The sequence below is a fragment of the Actinosynnema sp. NPDC050801 genome (assembly GCF_040673975.1).
In the GTDB taxonomy this organism is placed as follows: Bacteria; Actinomycetota; Actinomycetes; order Mycobacteriales; family Pseudonocardiaceae; genus Actinosynnema.
This window is the reverse complement of the sequence record NZ_JBFAQZ010000033.1, coordinates 39,232-58,714: the sequence shown is the minus strand read 5'-3', so window position 1 is coordinate 58,714 and position 19,483 is coordinate 39,232. Positions and strand designations below refer to the sequence as shown.

Annotated in this window: 22 protein-coding genes; 20 read left to right on the top strand and 2 right to left on the bottom strand. The window is 71.9% G+C overall.

Features of this window, described 5'->3' with window-relative positions:
- Positions 1-119 precede the first annotated feature (119 nt).
- From AB0K14_RS38120 to AB0K14_RS38095, 6 genes are all read left to right on the top strand, one after another.
- Positions 120-860: a hypothetical protein gene (locus AB0K14_RS38120; RefSeq protein ID WP_360460458.1), complete on the top strand. Its 741-nt coding sequence runs from the start codon at positions 120-122 to the stop codon at positions 858-860.
- Positions 861-954: 94 nt separating this feature from the next.
- Positions 955-2,139, top strand: a complete 1,185-nt coding sequence (steA, locus tag AB0K14_RS38115; protein WP_360460456.1) for a putative cytokinetic ring protein SteA — start codon at positions 955-957, stop codon at positions 2,137-2,139.
- A complete protein-coding gene (locus AB0K14_RS38110; protein ID WP_360460454.1) occupies positions 2,136-3,074 on the top strand; it encodes a copper transporter in 939 nt (312 codons plus the stop codon). The genes steA and AB0K14_RS38110 overlap by 4 nt, the downstream gene beginning before the upstream one ends.
- A 276-nt stretch (positions 3,075-3,350) precedes the next feature.
- Positions 3,351-5,042, top strand: coding sequence for a CTP synthase (locus tag AB0K14_RS38105; RefSeq protein ID WP_360460452.1), 1,692 nt, complete (start codon positions 3,351-3,353; stop codon positions 5,040-5,042).
- Positions 5,043-5,080: 38 nt separating this feature from the next.
- Positions 5,081-5,659 (top strand): NUDIX hydrolase, encoded by a 579-nt coding sequence (locus tag AB0K14_RS38100; RefSeq protein WP_360460450.1) that lies wholly within the window; start codon positions 5,081-5,083, stop codon positions 5,657-5,659.
- Between the two features lie 184 nt (positions 5,660-5,843).
- Positions 5,844-6,215: a DUF2752 domain-containing protein gene (locus AB0K14_RS38095; RefSeq protein ID WP_360460448.1), complete on the top strand. Its 372-nt coding sequence runs from the start codon at positions 5,844-5,846 to the stop codon at positions 6,213-6,215.
- On the opposite strand, the gene AB0K14_RS38090 is transcribed toward AB0K14_RS38095, so the two are convergent.
- Positions 6,204-6,806 carry a DUF1707 domain-containing protein gene (locus tag AB0K14_RS38090; protein ID WP_360460446.1) on the bottom strand — a complete coding sequence of 201 codons (603 nt, stop codon included), beginning with the start codon at positions 6,804-6,806 and terminating at the stop codon, positions 6,204-6,206. The genes AB0K14_RS38095 and AB0K14_RS38090 overlap by 12 nt on opposite strands.
- A gap of 67 nt (positions 6,807-6,873) precedes the next feature.
- Here AB0K14_RS38090 and ald point away from each other — a divergent pair, with 67 nt between their 5' ends.
- From ald to AB0K14_RS38020, 14 genes are all read left to right on the top strand, one after another.
- Positions 6,874-7,983 (top strand): alanine dehydrogenase, encoded by a 1,110-nt coding sequence (ald, locus tag AB0K14_RS38085; protein WP_360460445.1) that lies wholly within the window; start codon positions 6,874-6,876, stop codon positions 7,981-7,983.
- Positions 7,984-8,258: 275 nt separating this feature from the next.
- On the top strand, positions 8,259-9,140 hold the full coding sequence (gene xerD, locus AB0K14_RS38080; protein WP_360460443.1) for a site-specific tyrosine recombinase XerD: 882 nt from the start codon (positions 8,259-8,261) through the stop codon (positions 9,138-9,140).
- Between the two features lie 84 nt (positions 9,141-9,224).
- The gene (locus AB0K14_RS38075) at positions 9,225-9,602 is read left to right on the top strand and encodes a metalloregulator ArsR/SmtB family transcription factor (RefSeq protein WP_360460441.1); all 378 of its coding nucleotides are present in this window, start codon (positions 9,225-9,227) and stop codon (positions 9,600-9,602) included.
- A gap of 253 nt (positions 9,603-9,855) precedes the next feature.
- On the top strand, positions 9,856-10,680 hold the full coding sequence (locus AB0K14_RS38070) for a ParA family protein (protein ID WP_360460470.1): 825 nt from the start codon (positions 9,856-9,858) through the stop codon (positions 10,678-10,680).
- Entirely contained in the window at positions 10,677-11,003 is a 327-nt protein-coding gene (locus AB0K14_RS38065) for a hypothetical protein (protein ID WP_360460439.1), read from the top strand. Before AB0K14_RS38070 ends, AB0K14_RS38065 begins: the two co-directional genes overlap by 4 nt.
- A gap of 65 nt (positions 11,004-11,068) precedes the next feature.
- The gene (locus AB0K14_RS38060) at positions 11,069-11,902 is read left to right on the top strand and encodes a segregation/condensation protein A (protein WP_360460468.1); all 834 of its coding nucleotides are present in this window, start codon (positions 11,069-11,071) and stop codon (positions 11,900-11,902) included.
- On the top strand, positions 11,899-12,825 hold the full coding sequence (gene scpB, locus AB0K14_RS38055) for an SMC-Scp complex subunit ScpB (protein WP_360460437.1): 927 nt from the start codon (positions 11,899-11,901) through the stop codon (positions 12,823-12,825). The genes AB0K14_RS38060 and scpB overlap by 4 nt, the downstream gene beginning before the upstream one ends.
- Positions 12,818-13,579, top strand: a complete 762-nt coding sequence (locus AB0K14_RS38050) for a pseudouridine synthase (protein ID WP_360460435.1) — start codon at positions 12,818-12,820, stop codon at positions 13,577-13,579. Before scpB ends, AB0K14_RS38050 begins: the two co-directional genes overlap by 8 nt.
- Before the next feature lie 282 nt (positions 13,580-13,861).
- Positions 13,862-14,221 carry a hypothetical protein gene (locus AB0K14_RS38045; protein ID WP_360460433.1) on the top strand — a complete coding sequence of 120 codons (360 nt, stop codon included), beginning with the start codon at positions 13,862-13,864 and terminating at the stop codon, positions 14,219-14,221.
- A 2-nt stretch (positions 14,222-14,223) separates the two neighbouring features.
- Positions 14,224-14,547, top strand: coding sequence for a hypothetical protein (locus AB0K14_RS38040; protein ID WP_360460431.1), 324 nt, complete (start codon positions 14,224-14,226; stop codon positions 14,545-14,547).
- A 309-nt stretch (positions 14,548-14,856) separates the two neighbouring features.
- Entirely contained in the window at positions 14,857-15,090 is a 234-nt protein-coding gene (locus AB0K14_RS38035) for a hypothetical protein (RefSeq protein WP_360460429.1), read from the top strand.
- A 160-nt stretch (positions 15,091-15,250) separates the two neighbouring features.
- Complete coding sequence (locus AB0K14_RS38030) at positions 15,251-16,018, top strand: ABC transporter permease (protein ID WP_360460427.1); 768 nt, start codon at positions 15,251-15,253, stop codon at positions 16,016-16,018.
- The gene (locus AB0K14_RS38025; RefSeq protein WP_360460425.1) at positions 16,015-16,818 is read left to right on the top strand and encodes an ABC transporter permease; all 804 of its coding nucleotides are present in this window, start codon (positions 16,015-16,017) and stop codon (positions 16,816-16,818) included. The genes AB0K14_RS38030 and AB0K14_RS38025 overlap by 4 nt, the downstream gene beginning before the upstream one ends.
- Positions 16,815-17,696 (top strand): ABC transporter ATP-binding protein, encoded by an 882-nt coding sequence (locus tag AB0K14_RS38020; RefSeq protein WP_360460423.1) that lies wholly within the window; start codon positions 16,815-16,817, stop codon positions 17,694-17,696. Before AB0K14_RS38025 ends, AB0K14_RS38020 begins: the two co-directional genes overlap by 4 nt.
- A 545-nt stretch (positions 17,697-18,241) precedes the next feature.
- Here the strand turns inward: AB0K14_RS38020 and AB0K14_RS38015 are convergent.
- The gene (locus AB0K14_RS38015) at positions 18,242-19,399 is read right to left on the bottom strand and encodes a 4-hydroxybenzoate 3-monooxygenase (RefSeq protein WP_360460421.1); all 1,158 of its coding nucleotides are present in this window, start codon (positions 19,397-19,399) and stop codon (positions 18,242-18,244) included.
- Positions 19,400-19,483: the final 84 nt, after the last annotated feature.

The window sequence follows — 19,483 nt, the reverse complement described above, 5'->3', positions numbered from 1 at the left end:
CGGCGCAACGGCACCCGGTCGGCCGATGGCGGCGGCGTCCGGCGCGGCTTTTCTGGTAGGGGTGGGTCGGCCGGTCCGCCGGGCCGCGGCACGTCCCCGAACACCGAGGAGAACGCCCCATGACCCGGCGTGCGATCGCCGTCATCACCATCGGCGCGGGTGCGCTGTTCGTGGCGCTGGGCTCGCTGTTCCCGCTGTACGGGGTCGAGTCCGTGGCGCGGTTCGGGCCCGGCGGCCAGGCGCAGGAGACCTCGCGCCGGCTGGTGGCGCTCACCGGCTGGGAGTACGTGCAGGAACCCCTGCCGTCCGGCGAGTCGATGACCTACGGGTTCCCCGTGTACGGGCACGCCCTGGTGCTCGCCGCCGTCCTGGCCGGCGTCGGCGCGCTGCTGCAACTGCGGTCGCCGCTGCTCGCCGCGATCGGCCGGTTCGTCGTGCTCGCGGGCTGCGGGCTGGTCGTCGGCGTGCTGTGGGCGGCGCTGGAGACGCTGGGGACGCTGTTCGGCAGCGGCAACGCCGGGGCCACCGTCACGTCGGACGAGTTCGTCGGCACGGGCACGTGGTTGGCGGGCGCTGCGGCGCTGGCGCTGCTGGTCGGCGCGGTGCTCGCGCACGACTGGCCCGCGCGCGTGCCGCGGCCCGCGGGGGTGTCGGTCTACCAGGTGGACGACGACGACACGCCGCCGTTCGGCATCGCCATCCCCGTCGACGAGCTGGACGTGCCGCCGGCCGACACCACGTCGCCCGCCGCCACCGCCTGGCCTGCCGACACCGCGCGGCCACCGGTGACCGACCCGCCGGGGGGCGGCGCGGCGGCGGACCCGTCACCGGACCGACCGTCGTCACCCGACCGGGGGTAATCCGTCCACTGTGGATTGACAGTGTCATTGACCAGCCGGGATCGGCTCGGCGTGTTGGCCGCCGACCGCGCGCGACGTGAGTCACCATCGGTCCATGAAGCTCTCCGGGTTGCTCGGCCGCACGAACCGCGAACTGCCAGGCGTCACCGGTGTGGCGCGGGTCGATCGTCGCTCGGGTGACCTGCTGCGCCGGCTGAGTCCGGGTGACATCGCGGTGCTCGACCACGTCGACATCGACCGCCGCACCGCCGAGGCCCTGGTGCACGCCGAGGTGGCGGGCGTGGTGAACGCCTCGCCGTCCATCTCCGGCCGGTTCCCGAACCTCGGCCCGGAACTGCTGGTCGAGGCGGGCATCCCGCTGGTCGACGGCGTCGGCACGGCGGTGCTGCGCGAGGTCAAGGACGGCACCAAGCTGCGGTTGCACGACGGCGCGGTGCTGGTCGGCGACAAGGAGGTCGCGCGCGGGGTGCGGCAGACCGCCGAGTCGGTCGCCGACGCGATGATCGAGGCCAAAGCGGGCATGGCCGCGCAACTGGAGGCGTTCTCCGCCAACACCATCGAGTTCCTGCGCCGGGAACGGGCGCTGCTGCTCGACGGCGTCGGCGTGCCCGAGCTGTACGTGCCGATCCGGGACCGGCAGGTGCTGGTCGTCGCGGGCGGCCCCACGCACGCCGAGGAGCTGCGCGGGCTGCGCAAGTACATCCGCGAGCACCGGCCGGTGCTGATCGGCGTGGACGCGGGCGCGGACACCCTGCACGACGCCGGGTTCGCCCCGGACGTGATCGTCGGCGACCCGGACGTGATCGGCACCGCGACGCTGCGGTCGGGCTCCGAGGTCGTGGTGCCCGCGCAGGTCGACGGCCACGCGCCGGGCCTGGAGCGCATCCAGGACCTGGGCATCGGCGCGGTGACGTTCCCGGCGACCGGCAACGCGGAGGACCTGGCGCTGCTGCTGGCCGAGGCGCACGGTGCGTCGCTGGTGGTGACGGTGGGGGTGCAGGCCGGGCTGCGGGAGTTCCTGGACCGCGGCAACTCCGGGTCCAACCCCTCGACGTTCCTCACCCGGCTCAAGCTCGGCAACAAGCTCGTGGACTCGCACGCCGTCGCGACCCTGCACCGCGGCCGGGTGTCGACGGGCCTGATCGCCCTGCTGGTGCTGGCCGCGGTCGTGGCGATGACGGCCGCGCTCGCGGTGTCCGGCGTCGGCCAGGTCTACCTCGACATCGCCGCCGACGCGTTCCGATCCGTCGCCGACTGGTTCAAGGGGTTGTTCGCGTGATCTCGCTGCGCTACCACATCGTCTCCATCACCGCGGTGTTCCTCGCGCTGGCCGTAGGGGTGGTGCTGGGCTCGACCGCGATCAGCGGCCGGCTGCTGTCCGGGCTCAACGACGACAACGGCGCGTTGGGCCGGGAGGTCGCCGCGTTGCAGGCGGAGCGCAACGGCCTGGACGCCCGTCTCGCCGACGCGGAGCGGTTCGCGGGATCCGTCGGCCCGCTGGCGGCGAAGGGGCAGCTGGCCGAGCGGACCGTCGTGCTGGTCACCACCGCCGACGCGAAGCCGGACGACCGCGACGCGTTGACCGACCTGCTGCGCGCCGCGGGCGCGGAGGTCACCGGCGAGCTCCAGCTCACCGAGTCGTTCACCGACCCGGACAAGGCCGACCAGCTGCTCGACCTGGTCGCCCGGCTGCAACCCGCCGGCACCCAGCTGCCCACCGGCGGCGACCCCGGCACCAGGGCGGGCGGCCTGTTCGGTGCCGCGCTGCTGATCGACAAGGACACCAACCAGCCGCAGGCCACGCCGGACGAGCTGGCGGCGGCGCTGGGCGGGCTGTCCAGCGCCGGTTTCGTCAAGCCCGGCCAGAACCTGCGGCCGGCGCAGCTGGCCGTGGTGCTGACCGGCGGCGCGGTCGAGGGCGACTCGTCGGCCGACCGGGCGGCGGTGGTGGCCCGGTTCGCCACCCAGCTGGACCGGTCCGGCGCGGGCGCGGTGCTGGCGGGCGGCGCGGGTTCGGCCGACGGCACCGGCGCGGTCGGTGTCGTGCGGGCCGACACGGCGGCGACGTCCGTGCTGTCCACCGTGGACAACGCCGACACCGCGGCCGGGCGCGTGGTGGTGGTGCTCGCGCTGCGTGACCAGCTGGAGGGCAAGGCCGGGCGGTACGGGGTGGCGGGCAACGCGGAGGGCCCCGCGCCGGGCACGGCCGGCTGAGACACCGGGAACGGCGGAATGCGGCGTCGGGGCGGCGGACCGGGTGTCGGTCCGTCGGGCCGGAACCGGGTGTTCGTGCCTGGTTCGTGGCCGGTTCGCGGACCCGTCGAGCCCCGCTCGCACGGCCCTAGGCCATCCGAGTGACACGCCTCCGGACCCACCAGCGCGCTGGGTGACCGGCGGCGTGTTAGCGTTAGGGCCCGTGGACAGGGCGCTGAGCTGTGCGGAACCACCGCAGCCTGGCCCTAGCGGAAATCCAGACCACGGGGAGCCTCCTTGGTGCAGCAGGCACGTACGACCAAGCACGTTTTCGTCACCGGGGGTGTGGCGTCGTCCCTCGGCAAGGGGTTGACCGCGTCCAGCCTCGGACAGCTGCTCACCTCTCGTGGTCTGCGGGTGACCATGCAGAAGTTGGACCCGTACCTGAACGTGGACCCGGGCACGATGAACCCGTTCCAGCACGGCGAGGTGTTCGTCACCGACGACGGTGCGGAGACCGACCTCGACATCGGCCACTACGAGCGGTTCCTGGCGCGTGACCTCTCCGGTGACGCGAACGTGACCACCGGGCAGGTGTACTCCGAGGTCATCGCCAAGGAGCGGCGCGGCGAGTACCTGGGCGACACCGTCCAGGTGATCCCGCACATCACCGACGAGATCAAGCGGCGCATCCGGGCCATGGCCGAGCCGGGGCCCGACGGCGTCATCCCGGACGTGGTGATCACCGAGGTCGGCGGCACGGTCGGCGACATCGAGTCGCTGCCGTTCCTGGAGGCGTGCCGGCAGGTGCGCCACGACGTGGGCCGCGACAACGTGTTCTTCCTGCACGTGTCGCTGGTGCCCTACCTCGCGCCGTCGGGTGAGCTGAAGACCAAGCCGACGCAGCACTCCGTCGCCGCGCTGCGCAACATCGGCATCCAGCCCGACGCCATCGTGTGCCGGGCGGACCGGGAGATCCCGGACGCGTTGAAGCGCAAGATCGGCCTGATGTGCGACGTGGACACCGAGGCCGTGGTGGCGGCGGTGGACGCGCGGTCCATCTACGACATCCCGAAGGTCCTGCACGGCGAAGGGCTGGACGCGTACGTGGTGCGGCGGCTGGACCTGCCGTTCCGCGACGTCGACTGGACCGTGTGGGGCGACCTGCTCGACCGGGTGCACAACCCGTCCGAGAAGGTCCGCATCGGCCTGGTCGGCAAGTACGTCGACCTGCCCGACGCCTACCTGTCGGTGACCGAGGCGTTGCGGGCCGGCGGGTTCGCGCACCGCACCAAGGTCGAGATCGTGTGGGTGCCGTCCGACGAGTGCCAGACGCCGTCCGGCGCGTCGCACGCCCTGAGCGGGCTCGACGCGGTCCTCATCCCCGGCGGGTTCGGGGTGCGCGGCATCGAGGGCAAGATCGGCGCCATCACCTACGCGCGGACCCGCGGCATCCCGCTGCTCGGCCTGTGCCTGGGGTTGCAGTGCCTGGTCATCGAGGCCGCGCGGAACCTCGCGGGCATCGCCGACGCGAACTCCTCGGAGTTCGAGGACACCGGGTCGCCGGTGATCAGCACCATGGCCGACCAGGAGGACGTCGTCTCCGGGCAGCGGGACATGGGCGGCACCATGCGGCTCGGCGCGTACCCGGCCAAGCTGCTGCCGGGGTCGCAGGTGGCGTCGGCCTACGGGTCGGTGGAGGTGTCCGAGCGGCACCGGCACCGGTACGAGGTCAACAACGCCTACCGGTCGCAATTGAGCTCGGCCGGGCTGGTGTTCTCCGGGACGTCGCCGGACGGGCGGCTGGTGGAGTTCGTCGAGCTGCCCGCCGACGTGCACCCGTTCTTCGTGGCCACGCAGGCGCACCCGGAGCTGAAGTCCCGTCCGACCCGCCCGCACCCGCTGTTCGCGGCGTTCGTGAAGGCGGCGTTGGACTACCGGCTGGCCGACCGGCTGCCGCTGCCCGAGACCGCGGGGGTCGCGCAGTGACCGGTCGGCACGAGTTCGGAACCGTTTCGTCGCGGGACGTGCACGTCGGGCGCGTCGTCGCGTTGCGGGTGGACGAGGTCGCCATGCCTGGTGGCGGAACCGCGTCGCGCGAGGTGGTGGAACACCTCGGTGCGGTGGCGGTGGTGGCCTTGGACGATGCCGGTGCGGTCACGTTGATTGACCAGTACCGGCACCCGCTCGGCCGGCGGCTCTGGGAGCTGCCGGCCGGGCTGTTGGACTCCGGTGACGAGACACCGCTGGCCGCCGCACGGCGGGAGCTGGCCGAAGAGGTCGGGCTGGCGGCGTCGGAGTGGGTGACGTTGGTGGACGTCGCCGTGTCGCCGGGGTTCACCGACGAGGTGGTGCGGGTGTTCCTGGCGCGTGGGCTCACCGCGGTGGACCGCGACGTGCAGGGCGAGGAGGAGGCCGACCTGGAGGCGAAGAGCTTCCCGCTGGCCGAGGCGGTGGACATGGTCCTGGCCGGGGAGATCGTCAACGGCCCCGCCGTGTCCGGCCTGCTCGCCGCGCACGCCGTGGTCGCCTCGGGCGCCGAGGGCCGTCCCTCCGACGCCCCGTTCCGGGACCGCCCGACCCGCTTCGCCTCCCGCTCCTCCTGACCGTTCGACCCGCGGTACCTGGACGTAGGACTCTCGCGGGAGTCCTACGTCCAGCTCGCGCGAGTCGAACCTCCAGGTCGCGCGTGTCCTACGTTCAGGTCGCGCGTGTCCTACGTTCGGAACGGCCGTGTCCTACGTTCAGGACCGGTGAGTTCTACGGTCAGGTCGGCGGATAATGGCTGTCGTGGGTGTGCGTGGTCCGTTGGCGGTGGCCGCGGCGGCGGTGGCCGGGTGCGGGGTGCTGCTGTTCGTCGACCCCAACCAGCCGGGGTCGCTGCTGCCGCCGTGCCCGCTCTACGCGTTGACCGGCATCCAGTGCCCGGCCTGCGGGTCGACGCGGATGGTGCACGCCCTGCTGCACGGCGACCTCGTCGGCGCCTGGGAGTTCAACGCCGTCATGCTGCTGGTGGGGCTGCCGCTGCTGGTCTGGCTGTGGCTGCGGTGGTTCCGGGCGGCGAGGAACGGCAGGCCGACACCACCGGTGTCGCGGAAGGTGGGCGTACCGGTGGTGGCGCTGGCCGTCACGTGGATGCTCGTGCGCAACCTAGTCGCGTAGCTTGCGGCCCTGGCTGTCCGTGCCGCCGTTGACCAGCAGGATGATCCCGTCGATCAGGGACCAGATGCCGCACCCGCCGCAGGTCAGCAGCTGCGCGATGCCGATCGCGGTGTCACCGATGTAGAACCGGCCGATGCCGAACGGCAGCGCCAGCTGCAGCACGCCCGCCGCGATGCGCGACTTGTCCGACAGCGGCTGCCCGGTGAGCGGGTCCAGCCCGTACGGCGCGTTCGGGTTGAAACCGGGCTGGTAGCCGTACGCCGTCCCGTAGGTCTGGGACGGGTCGGCGTAGCCGGGCGGCGGGTAGCCGGGAGGGATGCCCTGGCCGGGCGTCTGGTAGCCGGGCGGCGGCGGTGGCGGCGGGTACGCGGCGGTCTGCGGGTACGCGGGCGGCAGGAACACCGGGTGCGGCAGCGGCAGGTCGTGGAACAGCGCGGCCAGGTCCTGCGCGGACTGGGCCGCGGACGCGTAGCCGACGCGCTGCTCGTACTCGCCGATCTCCAGGCGACCGGACGCGAAGTGGTCGTTCAGGGCGCTGATCGCCTCTTCGCGCTGCTGGTCGCCGATGCGCACCTGGTGTGGTTCCGACACAGGTCAACGCTAACAGCCGAGCACGCTTGGTCGAGCCGGAACCCGCTGGTCGACCTACGCTTCGAGGGTGCTGGTCGGAGTGCCGCGAGAGGTGAAGAACCACGAGTACCGGGTCGCCATCACCCCCGCGGGTGTGGTGGAGCTGGTACGACGGGGGCACCGCGTGCTGATCGAGTCCGGCGCGGGCGGTGGTTCCTCGATCCCGGACGCCGAGTTCGTCGCGGCCGGTGCGGAGATCACGCCGGCCGCCGACGACGTGTGGGGCGCGGCCGAGCTGGTGCTCAAGGTCAAGGAGCCGGTCGCCGAGGAGTTCCACCGGATGCGACCGAACCAGACCCTGTTCACCTACCTGCACCTGGCCGCGAACGCCGAGTGCACGCGCGCGATCGTCGCCTCCGGGATCGACGCCGTCGCCTACGAGACCGTGCAGCTGCCCGACGGCTCGTTGCCGCTGCTCGCGCCGATGAGCGAGGTCGCCGGGCGGATGGCCGCGCAGGTCGGGGCGCACTGCCTGGAACGCAACCAGGGCGGGCGCGGCGTGCTGCTCGGCGGCGTGCCGGGTGTGCCCGCCGGCAAGGTGGTGGTGCTCGGCGCGGGGGTGGCGGGCATGAACGCCGCCGCGGTCGCGCTGGGGATGCAGGCGGAGGTGGTCGTGCTGGACACCAACGTCAACCGGCTGCGCCAGATCGACTTCACCTACCGGGGGCACCTGCAGACGGTGGCGAGCAACTCCTACGAGGTGGAGAAGGCGTGCCGGTGGGCGGACCTGGTGATCGGCGCGGTGCTGGTGCCGGGCGCGAAGGCGCCGACGCTGGTGGGCAACGACCTCGTGGCGACCATGCGGTCCGGTTCGGTGCTCGTGGACATCGCCATCGACCAGGGCGGGTGCTTCGCCGACTCGCGGCCGACGACGCACGACGACCCGACGTACCGGGTGCACGACTCGGTCTTCTACTGCGTGGCCAACATGCCGGGCGCGGTGCCGCACACCTCGACGTGGGCGCTCACGAACGTCACACTGCCCTACGTGACGGCGTTGGCGGACAAGGGTTTCCGGCGGGCGATCAGCGAGGATCCGGCGCTGGCGAAGGGCGTGAACGCGGTGCGCGGCGCCGTCGTGCAGGCCGAGGTGGCCAAGGCGCACGGGATGCGGCACGTTCCGCTGGCCCGGCTGTGAGCCGTCGGGAGGGCGACGGCCCGGCCGTCGGCGGCGGTCCGGCTGCCGTCGGTGCTGGTGAGCGGCCTGTGGATGGTGGGGTTGTGGTTGGTCAGGCTGCGGCCGGCGAGGCTGCGGCCGGTGAAGCTGCGGCTGGCCAGGCTGTGGCTGGTCAGGCTTCGGCTGGTGGGGCTGCGAGCGATCCGGCCGCGGGTGGTGGAGCGCCGGAATTGTCGGACCCCGCCGGTAAGGTAAAAGCAGGGGTCCCCTTGGCGGGTACCCCTGCGGGGCGTGCGATGAGGGCCTACCTGGACCACCTGGCGGTGGAGCGGGGCACGGCGCGCAACACGCTCGACTCCTACGGCCGCGACCTGCGCCGCTACGCCGAGCACCTGGCGGCCAAGGGCGTCGACGACCTGGCCGACGTCTCCGAGGCCCTGGTCGGCGACTTCCTGGCGGTGCTGCGCGAAGCCGGGCTGGCCGCCTCGTCCGCCGCGCGCACGGTGGTCGCCGTGCGCGGTCTGCACCGGTTCGCCCACCTCGAAGGCATCACCGCGCACGACCCGGCCCGCGCCGTCCGCCCCCCGACACCGCCGCGCCGGCTGCCCAAGGCCCTGCCCGTGGACGACGTGCTGAAGCTCCTCGAAGGCCCCACCGAGACCCCGGCGCACCTGCGCGACCGCGCCCTGCTGGAACTGCTGTACTCCAGTGGCGCGCGGATCTCCGAGGTCATCGGCCTGGACGTGGACGACGTCGACGCCGCCGAGCGCACCGTGCTGCTCGACGGCAAGGGCGGCAAGCAGCGCATCGTGCCCGTCGGCCGCCCCGCCCTGCGAGCCCTGGAGGCCTACCTCGTGCGCGCCCGCCCCGTCCTGGCCAAAAGCGGCACGCCCGCGCTGTTCCTCAACGCCCGCGGCGGGCGGTTGTCCCGGCAGACCGCCTGGCACGTGCTCAAGACCGCGGCCGAACGGGCGGGCATCCGAGCCGAGGTCTCGCCGCACACGCTGCGCCACTCGTTCGCCACCCACCTGCTCGAAGGAGGCGCGGACGTGCGCGTGGTCCAGGAGCTGCTGGGCCACGCCTCCGTGACGACGACGCAGGTCTACACGTTGGTCACGGTCAACACCTTGCGCGAGGTCTACGCGACCGCCCATCCTCGCGCATCGGGTGGAACATGAGCGGCCCACGGGTACCGTGGTCGCACACCTGACCGGGTAACCACCCACTTCCGATGAGCCCGACGAGCTGGAGGTGCCGAGCAGGTGCCGAACTTGGACGAGCCCGAGCGCAGTGCGATCGAGCTGGGCGCGGTGTTGCACGCGTTGAGCGACGCCACCCGGCTGGCGGTGGTGCGGCAGATCGAGGCCGACGGCGAGCGCCTGTGCGGCGCGCTGGCGGTGGAGGTCGCCAAGTCCACGTTGTCGCAGCACCTGCGGGTGCTGCGGGAGGCGGGCATCACCCGGACCAGGGCGCGCGGCAACCAGCGGTGGGTGTCGCTGCGGCGGGACGACCTCGACGAGCTGTTCCCCGGACTGCTCGACGTCGTGCTCCGCGCGGTCGACCGGACGTGCCGCAAGACCGGTGACCGGACCGCCGAGCGGGTGGCGCCGGCGGCCGATCCGGTGGACGCGACGCGTTGAGACGCGTTGAGAACGATCGGTCCCGCTTCGGCGGGGCGCGTTGCTGGTGGACCGCGGTGTGCCTAGGCTGCGCCCAGGCAGAGGACTAGGAATCGGGAAGGCGATGTCGACACCGGAGCACGCGGGTCAGGCGTGGGGCGCACCCCCACCACCCCCGCCACCGTCCGGTGTGCCGCGCGCCTCGGTCGAGCTGAGCCTCGCCCCGCACGCCGCACCCGCGGACGAGGACCACACCGAGCAGGTCGCCGGCGACATGGGGCCGACCGGCCGCCCGTTGCGCTACGTCGCAGACCCACCGCTGGTCGCCCGGCACGGCCCGGCGAAGATCCTCGCGGTGTGCAACCAGAAGGGCGGGGTCGGCAAGACCACGTCCACCATCAACCTGGGCGCCGCGCTGACCGAGTACGGGCGGAAGGTGCTGCTGGTCGACTTCGACCCGCAGGGCGCGCTGTCGGTCGGCCTCGGCGTGCACCCGCACCAGCTCGACCAGACGATCTACAACGTGATCATGGAACGCGATGTCGGCGTCGCCGACGTGATCATGCAGACCCCGGTCGAGGGCATGGACCTGCTGCCCAGCAACATCGACCTGTCCGCCGCGGAGATCCAGCTGGTGTCCGAGGTGGGCCGGGAGCACACGCTGGTCCGCACGTTGCGGCCGGTCATCGAGCACTACGACTACGTGCTGGTCGACTGCCAGCCGTCGCTGGGACTGCTCACGGTCAACGCCCTCGCGGCGGCCGACGGCGTCCTCATCCCGCTGGAGTGCGAGTTCTTCAGCCTGCGCGGGGTCGCCCTGTTGATAGACACCATCGAGAAGGTCAGGGAGCGGTTGAACCCGAAGCTGGAGATCACCGGGATCCTCGCCACCATGTACGACCCGCGCACGCTGCACTCCCGCGAGGTGATGGCGCGCGTGGTCGAGGCGTTCGGCGACGTCGTGTTCGACACGGTGATCAACCGCACCGTCCGGTTCCCGGAGACGACCGTCGCCGGCGAGCCGATCACCAGCTGGGCCCCGCGCTCGGCGGGGGCGAAGGCGTACCGCGCGTTGGCGCGCGAGGTGATCGCCCGGTGACCCGACGCCCATCGCTGCCGGGCGCGTCCGAGCTGTTCCGCCTCACGACGGGTGCCACGTCCGCCGACGCGCCCGCGACCGAGCCCGCGGCGCCGGCGCAGCGGCGCGGCACCGGGCGGCAGAAGCACTCGACGAAGATCACCGTGTACGTGTCCGACGAGGAGCTGCTGGCGTTGGAGCACGCGCGGCTGGCGTTGCGCGGCGAGCACGGCCTGGCGGTCGACCGGGGTCGCGTGGTGCGCGAGGCCATCGCGATCGTGCTGGACGACCTCGAAGGGCACGGCGAGGACTCGCTGCTCGTGCGTAGGTTGCGCGAGCGGTGAGCGGGGACGCACCCCGGACCGAACCCGAAGTGGCCGCGCCGGTCGAGGTGGTCGAGCCGGTCGAGGTGGCTGAGCCGGTCGAGGTCGAGCCGGTCGGGCCCGCGGCGCCGGACGACGGTCGGTTCAAGGTCAAGCTGACCAACTTCGAGGGCCCGTTCGACCTGCTGCTCCAGCTGATCTCGCAGCACACGCTCGACGTGACCGAGGTGGCGCTGCACACCGTCACCGACGACTTCATCGCCTACATCCGGGCGTTGGGCGACCGGTGGGACCTGGACGAGACGACCGAGTTCCTGGTCATCGCGGCGACCCTGCTCGACCTCAAGGCGGCCCGCCTGCTGCCCTCGGGTGACGTGGAGGACGAGGAGGACCTGGCGCTGCTGGAGGCGCGGGACCTGCTGTTCGCGCGGCTGCTGCAGTACCGGGCGTACAAGCAGGTCGCGGCGCTGTTCGCGGAGCTGGAGCGGGGCGCCTACCGGCGCTACCCGCGGTCGGTGGCGCTGGAGCAGCGGTACGAGGGGCTGTTGCCCGAGGTGATGCTGGGGGTGGACGCGCGGCGGTTCAGCGAGATCGCCGCGGTCGTGTTCCGGCCCAAGCCGCCGCCGACGGTGTCCACGTCGCACATCCACCAGCACCGGGTGTCGGTGCGCGAGCACGCCGAGATGCTGCGCGTGCTGCTGGCGGAGGCGGGCACGGCGACGTTCGCCGAGCTGATCGCCGAGTGCACGGAGACGATGGAGGTCGTCGCGCGGTTCCTGGCGCTGCTGGAGCTGTACCGGGAGAGGGCGCTGGCCTTCGAGCAGCCGGACCCGCTGGGCGAGCTGCGCATCACCTGGGTCGGCGGGACGATCGACGAGGCGCAGGCGCAGGCCCGCGACGAGGACGAGGAGTACGGGTGAGCGACGACCGACCGACCGGCCCCGGGCCCGTGCCCGTGCCCGCCGAGGAGGCGGGCCGGGACGAGCACGCCGAGCCGGTGTCCGGGCCCGATGCCGATGCCGCGGTGGAGTCGGTCGCGGCGGGCTACGAGCCGGAGGTCGCCGAGCCCGAGGTCGCCGAGCCGGAGGTCGCCGAACCGGGGGTCGCCGAGCCGGAGGTGGCCGGACCCGAGGTGGCCGGACCCGACGTGGATGAAGCCCAGGTGGCCGGACCCGACGTGGCCGGATCCCAGGTGGCCGGACCCGGTGAGGTCGGCTCGCCGGTGTTGGCGCTGGTACCCGAACCGGAGGCGGGCGCTGACGAGGTCGCGGCGGACGACGAGGCCGGTGGGTTGCCCGACCTGTCCGACGAGTCGGAGTTCGAGGGCGCGTTGGAGTCGATCCTGCTCGTCGTCGACACCCCGATCGCCGAAGAACAGCTCGCCGCCGTCCTGGAACAGTCCGTGAAGCGCGTCACCACCGCCCTGCACCGGCTGGCCGCCCGGTACACCGAGCGGAACAGCGGCGTCGACCTGCGTAGAATCGGCGACGGCTGGCGGTTCTACACGCGGGACCGCTTCGCGCCATTCGTGGAGAAACTGCTGCTCGACGGGCAGCGCGCCAAGCTCACCCGGGCCGCGTTGGAGACACTCGCGGTCATCGCCTACCGGCAGCCCGTGACCAGGGCCCGGATCGCGGCGGTGCGCGGCGTGAACGTCGACGGGGTCATCCGCACGCTCGTCGCGCGCGGCCTGATCGCCGAGACGGGCACGGACTCCGACACGGGTGGCATCCTTTACCGCACGACCGAACTGTTCCTGGAGCGGTTGGGGCTGTCGTCGTTGGGCGACCTGCCGCCGATCGCCCCCCTGTTGCCCGAAGTGGATGCGATCGACGATGTCTGACCGAGCCGTGCCGAACCCCTCAGGTCAACCCGAGGGGATCCGGCTCCAGAAGGTGCTCGCCAAGGCGGGCATCGCCTCGCGGCGGGTCGCCGAGGAGCTGATCGAACTCGGCCGCGTCCAGGTCGACGGCGAGGTGGTCCGCGAGCAGGGCCGCCGCGTCGACCCGGACACCGCGGTCGTGCACGTCGACGGCGTGCGCGTGGTGCTCAAGGAAGACGTGGTGACCATCGCGTTCAACAAGCCGCGCGGTGTGCTGTCCACCATGCACGACGACGCGCACCGCCCGTGCGTCGGCGACTACCTGCACAACCGCAAGGAACGCCTGTTCCACGTCGGCAGGCTGGACGCCGACACCGAGGGCCTGCTGCTGCTGACCAACGACGGCGACCTCGCCCACCGGCTGATGCACCCGTCCTACGAGATCACCAAGACCTACCTGGCCGAGGTGCCCGGCCCGATCCCGAAGGACCTCGGCAAGCGCCTGCGCGCGGGCGTCGAGCTGGAGGACGGCCCGATCGCGGTCGACTCGTTCAAGCTGATCTCGTCCATGCCGGGCAAGGCGCTGGTCGAGGTGGTCCTGCACGAGGGCCGCAAGCACATCGTGCGCCGCCTGCTCGACCACGTCGGCCACCCCGTCGAGCACCTGGTCCGCACCGCCGTCGGCGACGTGCGCCTGGGCAACCAGCGCCCCGGTTCGATGCGGGTGCTCAACCGCCAGGAAGTCGGCTCCCTCTACAAGGCCGTCGGGCTCTAGCAGGGGAAGGCGCTTGGCGGAGGCCCCCTTCACCACCAAGCGCCCTTCCCCCCTTGCCGAGACCCCCCACCGGTCTCATCGCCATTCCTACGGCAGAAGGGTTGTTCAGTGTCAGCGCGTGGACGCTGAACAGGCTTCTCTGAACAATCGCCCTCGCCGAAGGGGGAGGGCGACGATGGCCGGACCGGAAGGCCCGTTGCGGGCCGACAGCCGTGACCTCGGCGAGTTCGCCGCGGACCTGCGACCCTGCGCGAGCAGGCGGGCAGCCCCGCCTACCGGCGGTTGGCCCGGGACGCGCACTACTCGGCGGCGGCCCTGTCGGAGGCGGCGAACGGGCGGCGGCTGCCCATCCTCGCGGTGACGTTGGCGTACGTGCGGGCCTGCGGCGGCGACGCCGTGACGTGGGAGTCGCGCCGGCGGGCGCCGGCCGGACGGCTCGCCGACGCCAACCCGCGCACCCCGCCCGACCCGACCGAAGCCCCGTACACGGGGCCGGCGGCGTTCCAAGTGCGGGACGCGGACCGGTTCTTCGGCCGCGACCGGGTGGTGCGCGAGCTGGTGGGCCTGGTCGCGCAACGCCGGTTCGCCGGTGTGTTCGGCGCGTCCGGCAGGCGCTCATCGCCGGTGACGACGACCTGCTGATCGTGGTCGACCAGTTCGAAGAGGTCTTCACGCTGTGCCCGGAGCCCGCCGAACGGGCCGCGTTCATCTCCGCGCTGACCACCGCCGCGACCACCCCGACCAGCCGCACGCGGGTGGTGCTGGGTGTGCGCGCCGACTTCCTGGGCCACTGCGGGCAGTACCCGGAGCTGGTGGAGGCGCTGCGCGGCGGGCACGTCCTGGTCGGCCCCATGTCCGCGGACGAACTGCGCGAGGCGATCGTGTCGCCCGCTCGGGCGAGGCGGCGTTCCTCTCCGAGCGCGTGGTGGTGGTCCCGCTGGCCGACCGGGTGCACGCGGTCGACGTGACGACCGGCGCGTCCACCGTCCTGGTGGGCGAGGCCGGACGGGGCGGCGTGGTGGCGTTCAGCCCGAAGGGCAGGCACTTCGCCGCGGCCGGGACCACCGACGGGTGGACCAGGCCGTGGGACGTGAAGACCATGGCGCAGACCGCCGAGTTCGCCGACCAGGACAACCGCGACGTCCCGATCATCGCGCCGGCGTTCGACGGCACCGGGGACCGGCTGGTGGTCGCCGGCGTCGACGGGGTGGTCGAGGAGTGGGACACGACCGTGCCGGCGCGGCCTGAGCGCCTGCGCCGGTGCCGGGCACGGGCCGGTGCGGCAGTCGGCCGTGTTCGCCGCGCACTCCTCGGGCGCCACCTCGGTGGCGTTCGCGCCCGACGGGCACACCCTGGTCAGCGCGGGCGACCCGGTGCTGCGGTTCTGGGAGACCGACCTGGACCGGGTGGTGGAGCGGATCTGTGCCACCGCGCACCCCGGGATCACCGGTCAGCAGTGGGCCGGCTACTTCCCCGACATGCCCTACGAACCGCCGTGCGCCAACCCCTGATCCCACTCAGTGGAAGGGTTACCTCGCTTCAGCGTCCGCTGACAGCAATTTGCAAGATCACATCCCGAAGTTTTCCCGCCACTCATTGTGGCGGCGGACTTCTCTCTCTAGATTGAGCCGGGTTGGCTGGGGTTGATCAACTGGGAAGAGGCGTTTGCGCGTGCGTGCGCTCACCCGAGGACTGCTCGGTGTGGCCGGGTTCCTCGTCATCTGGGAGCTGTTCGGCCGGTCCCGGCTGGTTCCCCCGGAGTACCTGCCACCGCCGTCCGTCGTAGCGGTGGAACTCGCGAAGTTGTTGGGGGACGAGACTTTCCTGCGGGACGTCGTCGCGACGGTCCTCGCCGTGCTCATCGCCGTGGGGCTGTCGACCGGGATCGCCGTCCCGCTCGGCCTCGTCCTGGGCAGCGTGGCGTCCGTCCGGCACGCCACCCGCGCGGTGGTCGAGTTCCTGCGGCCCATCCCGTCGGTGGCACTGATCCCGCTGGCGGTGCTGCTGCTCGGCATCGGGCCGGAAACCAAGATCACCCTCGCGGTGTACGCGGCCATCTGGCCCATCCTGTTCAACACCATCTACGCGCTCGACGAGCTCGACCCCCTGCTGGTCGAGACGGCGCGGGCGTTCGGCGCGGGCAGGGTGCGCGTGCTGGCGTCGGTGGCGCTGCCCAGCGCGTTGCCGTTCGTGCTGACCGGCATCCGGCTCGCCGCCACGACGAGCCTGGTCGTGGTGGTCAGCGTGGAGCTGCTGGAAGGCGGCTCCGGCGGCATCGGGCAGTTCATCGCGGACGCCCGCAGCGGCGGTGGGCGGATGGACATCGTGCTGGCCGGCACCGTGGTCGCGGGCGTGATCGGCTACCTGCTCAACGAAGGGCTGGAACGCGCCCAGCGCCGCTGGGTCGGCTGGAGCTCGGTCACCGGAGGTCGGTCGTGACCCGATTCGTCCAGCGGTGGGCGGTGTTCGCGGGCCTCGTCGTGGTCTGGGAGCTGCTCACCTGGTACGCCGACGACACGTTCTTCCCCCGCCCGACCGAGATCGCCGTGGCGGCGCAGGGCCTGTGGTTCTCCGGCCCGGCCGGCGACCTCTTCCTCACCGACACGGTGTTCGAGCACGTGCTGCCGAGCATCGGTCGGCTGCTCACCGGCTGGGGCGTCGCGGCCGTCGTCGGCATCTCGCTCGGCGTGGCGCTCGGCCGTTCCGCGACGGCCGCCGAGTACGCCGGGCCGCTGCTGACGTTCATGCGCTCCATCCCACCGCCCCTGCTGGTGCCGGTGTTCCTGCTCGTGTTCAGCATCGGCACCACCATGCAGCTCGCCACGATCATCTTCGGCGTGCTGTGGCCCATCCTGCTCAACAGCATCGACGGCGCACGTTCCGTCGACACCACGAAGTTCGAGACCTCGGCGGTGTTCCGCATCCCCAAGCCACAGTGGATCCTCGGTGTCGTGCTGCCCTCCGCGGCGCCGAAGATCTTCGCGGGGTTGCGGGTCTCCCTGTCGCTGTCGCTGGTGCTCATGGTCGTCTCCGAACTGGTCGGAACCGACAACGGGATCGGGTCGCAACTCCTCGTCGCACAGCGGGAGTTCGACTTCCCCGACATGTGGGCCGGGATCATCCTGCTGGGTGTCCTCGGCTACGCCCTCAACACCGTGCTCCTCGCCTTCGAGCGCAAAGCCCTTGCGTGGCAACCGAAGCAGGAGCGCACCCCCGCGACGGTGGAGGAAAAAGTATGACCGCGATGCTCGAAGTGGCCGACCTCGGCCACACCTACCAGGCGAAGGACGGCGCGCACACCGCGATAGCCGACCTGTCGTTCACCGTCGGCACCGGCGAGCTGGTCTGCGTGGTCGGTCCGTCCGGCTGCGGCAAGTCCACGCTGCTGCGCACCATCTCCGGCCTGATCCGCCCGACCCGCGGCGAGATCAGCCTGCACGGCAACGAGGTCCGCGGCGTGCCCGACGACCTGGCCGTGGTGTTCCAGGACTACAGCCGCTCGCTGTTCCCCTGGCTGACGGTGCAGAAGAACGTCGAGTTCCCGCTGCGCCGCTCGCTGGGCCGCGCCGAACGCCGTGCCCGCGCGGCCGAGGCGTTGGAGTGGGTCGGCCTGTCGGCGGCGGGCCGCAAGTACCCGTGGCAGCTGTCGGGCGGCATGCAGCAGCGCGTCGCGATCGCCAGGGCGCTGGCCTACCGGCCCGCGTTGCTGCTGATGGACGAGCCGTTCGCGTCGGTGGACGCGCAGACCCGGTTCGAGCTGGAGGACCTGCTGCTGAAGGTGCGCACCGAGCAGGACACCACGGTGCTCGTGGTGACGCACGACATCGACGAGAGCGTCTACCTGGGCGACCGCATCCTGGTGCTCTCCACGTCGCCCGCGTCGGTCGTGGCGGACCTGAAGGTCGACCTGCCCGCCGAGCGCGACCAGATCACCACGCGCGAGTCCGAGGCGTTCGTCGCGCTGCGGGCCGAGGTGGCCCGGTTGCTCAACGTCGGCAAGACCTCCGAGCAGGTCCGGGCACGGCGCCTGGCCAACGAGCAGCAGGCGGCGAAGTGGGCCGAGGCGGAGCGGGCGGAGGCCTCGCGGGCCGAGGCGGAGGAGCGCGCCACCACCTGATCGGCGTTCTCCGGCGGTAGAACCGCCCAGCGGGCGATTCGCGGCTCGTCGGCCCTCTCGGGGCCGGTGCCGCGGGTCGCCCGTCGTCGTGTTCCGGGGTGGCGGGCGCGGATTCGACGGAGGTCGTTCGCAACGATTCGACATCATTCCCGTCGGCGGGACGGTCGCGGCCGCGCACGAATGATCAGCGGGCCGTCATCACGTGCTTACCGGCCGTGGGGTCCGAGGGCTTCCGGGTCGGCGTCGCGGCCCATTCCATCGGTTATTCGTATGGGTTCCGGCGGTCCTGGCGGCGATAGCGCGGTCCGGGCCGGTCGTCCATCGGGTGGAATCGGCGGCGAATGCATCGGTATTTCGCCGGGCCGTTGCCGCGCGGTATCGCGTCCGGCGGAATCCGAATGTATCCGCCATCTCGTCCGGCCCTCGCCTTGTTCTCCGGGTCGAGCACACCCGAATGCCGTGGCGGAGAACAAGGCGCCGGTAATCCGGTCTCATTGCGGGCTGATTCCCCGGAACGCAGCCCGACTAATCGTGAGGTGTTCTCCTCAGGGCCCCACGTAGTTTTGGGCGAAATAGCCCGCCGACGACCCGGAGGCGATGAGGTGTTCGAGTCGGGCTTGACCCAACCGGCTCAGGAACGGTTCCGGCGACCGGTGGATCATGAACACCATCCACTGCGAGAACTCCTGCGCACGCCAGACGCGGCGCAGGCAGGTCTCGGAGTAGCCGCGCAGGCCCGTCTCATCACCCGTTCGGTGGTAGCGCGTCAGGGCGTCGGCCAGGACCTCGGCGTCGTGCAACGCGAGGTTCATTCCCTTTGCCCCCACCGGGGTGATGATGTGGGCCGCGTCGCCCAGGAGGTACAGGGTGCCGTGGTTCATCGGTTCGACCACGTGGCTGCGCATGTCCAGGATGCGCTTCTCCACGATGCGCCCCTCGGTGAGCTTCCAGTCCGAGTCCCGCAGCGCCAACCGCTTGTGCAGCTCCGCCCACACCCGCTCGTCCGGCCAGTTGTCCACGGTGTCGTCCACCGGAACCTGGAGGTAGTAGCGCGACACCGTGGAACTGCGGAGCATATGACCCGCGAATCCGTCCGGGTGAAGCGCGTAAATCACCTTGTGGGTGGATGGCGGGGCCTCGGCCAGGATGCTCAGCCACTCGATGCCGTGCTGGTGGCTGAACTCCTGCACCGCGCCCGCCGGGATGCTGCGCCGCGTCACGCCGTGGAACCCGTCCGCGCCCGCGATGAACGAGCAGTCGAGCCGCTCCCGCGTGCCGTCGGCGTTGGTCCAGGTCAGAGCCGGTTCGGTGGACTCGATGTCGTGCAGTTCGACGTCCGTGACCGACCACCGCACGGCGCCGCCGCGCACGTCCACGTAGTGCCGCACGAGGTCCTGGACGACCTCCTGCTGCGGGTAGATGTAGTGCGTCTGGCCGTCGTACAGGGTGGCGTAGTCCACCTCGTGCGCCTGCCCGTTCACGCGGAATTCGCAGGCGCCGTGCCTGTCCGCCTCTCGGAGCAACCGGTCCGCGAGCCCGTGCTCGGTCAACATCTGCACCGCGCGGTGCTCCAGCACCCCGGCGCGCGGCCGGGTCTCGATGTGCTCGCGAGTGCCTTTTTCCAGCACCACGCAGGGGATTCCCGCTTCACGGAGCAGGTTCCCCAAGGTCAATCCCGCGGGGCCCGCTCCGACGATGCCCACCGGGCGCCGGTTGCTCTGTACGGCCCATTCCGCGTCAAGATCGCTCACCGCATACCCCAACCTCTGGACAGCCTGTGCAAAGAT

Coding starts and splice junctions, on each gene's coding strand:
- AB0K14_RS38120 (WP_360460458.1), top strand. CDS start 120: ATGACCCGGCGTGCGATCGCCGTCATCACCATCGGCGCGGGTGCGCTG.
- steA (WP_360460456.1), top strand. CDS start 955: ATGAAGCTCTCCGGGTTGCTCGGCCGCACGAACCGCGAACTGCCAGGC.
- xerD (WP_360460443.1), top strand. CDS start 8,259: ATGAGGGCCTACCTGGACCACCTGGCGGTGGAGCGGGGCACGGCGCGC.
- AB0K14_RS38070 (WP_360460470.1), top strand. CDS start 9,856: ATGGGGCCGACCGGCCGCCCGTTGCGCTACGTCGCAGACCCACCGCTG.
- AB0K14_RS38050 (WP_360460435.1), top strand. CDS start 12,818: ATGTCTGACCGAGCCGTGCCGAACCCCTCAGGTCAACCCGAGGGGATC.
- AB0K14_RS38020 (WP_360460423.1), top strand. CDS start 16,815: ATGACCGCGATGCTCGAAGTGGCCGACCTCGGCCACACCTACCAGGCG.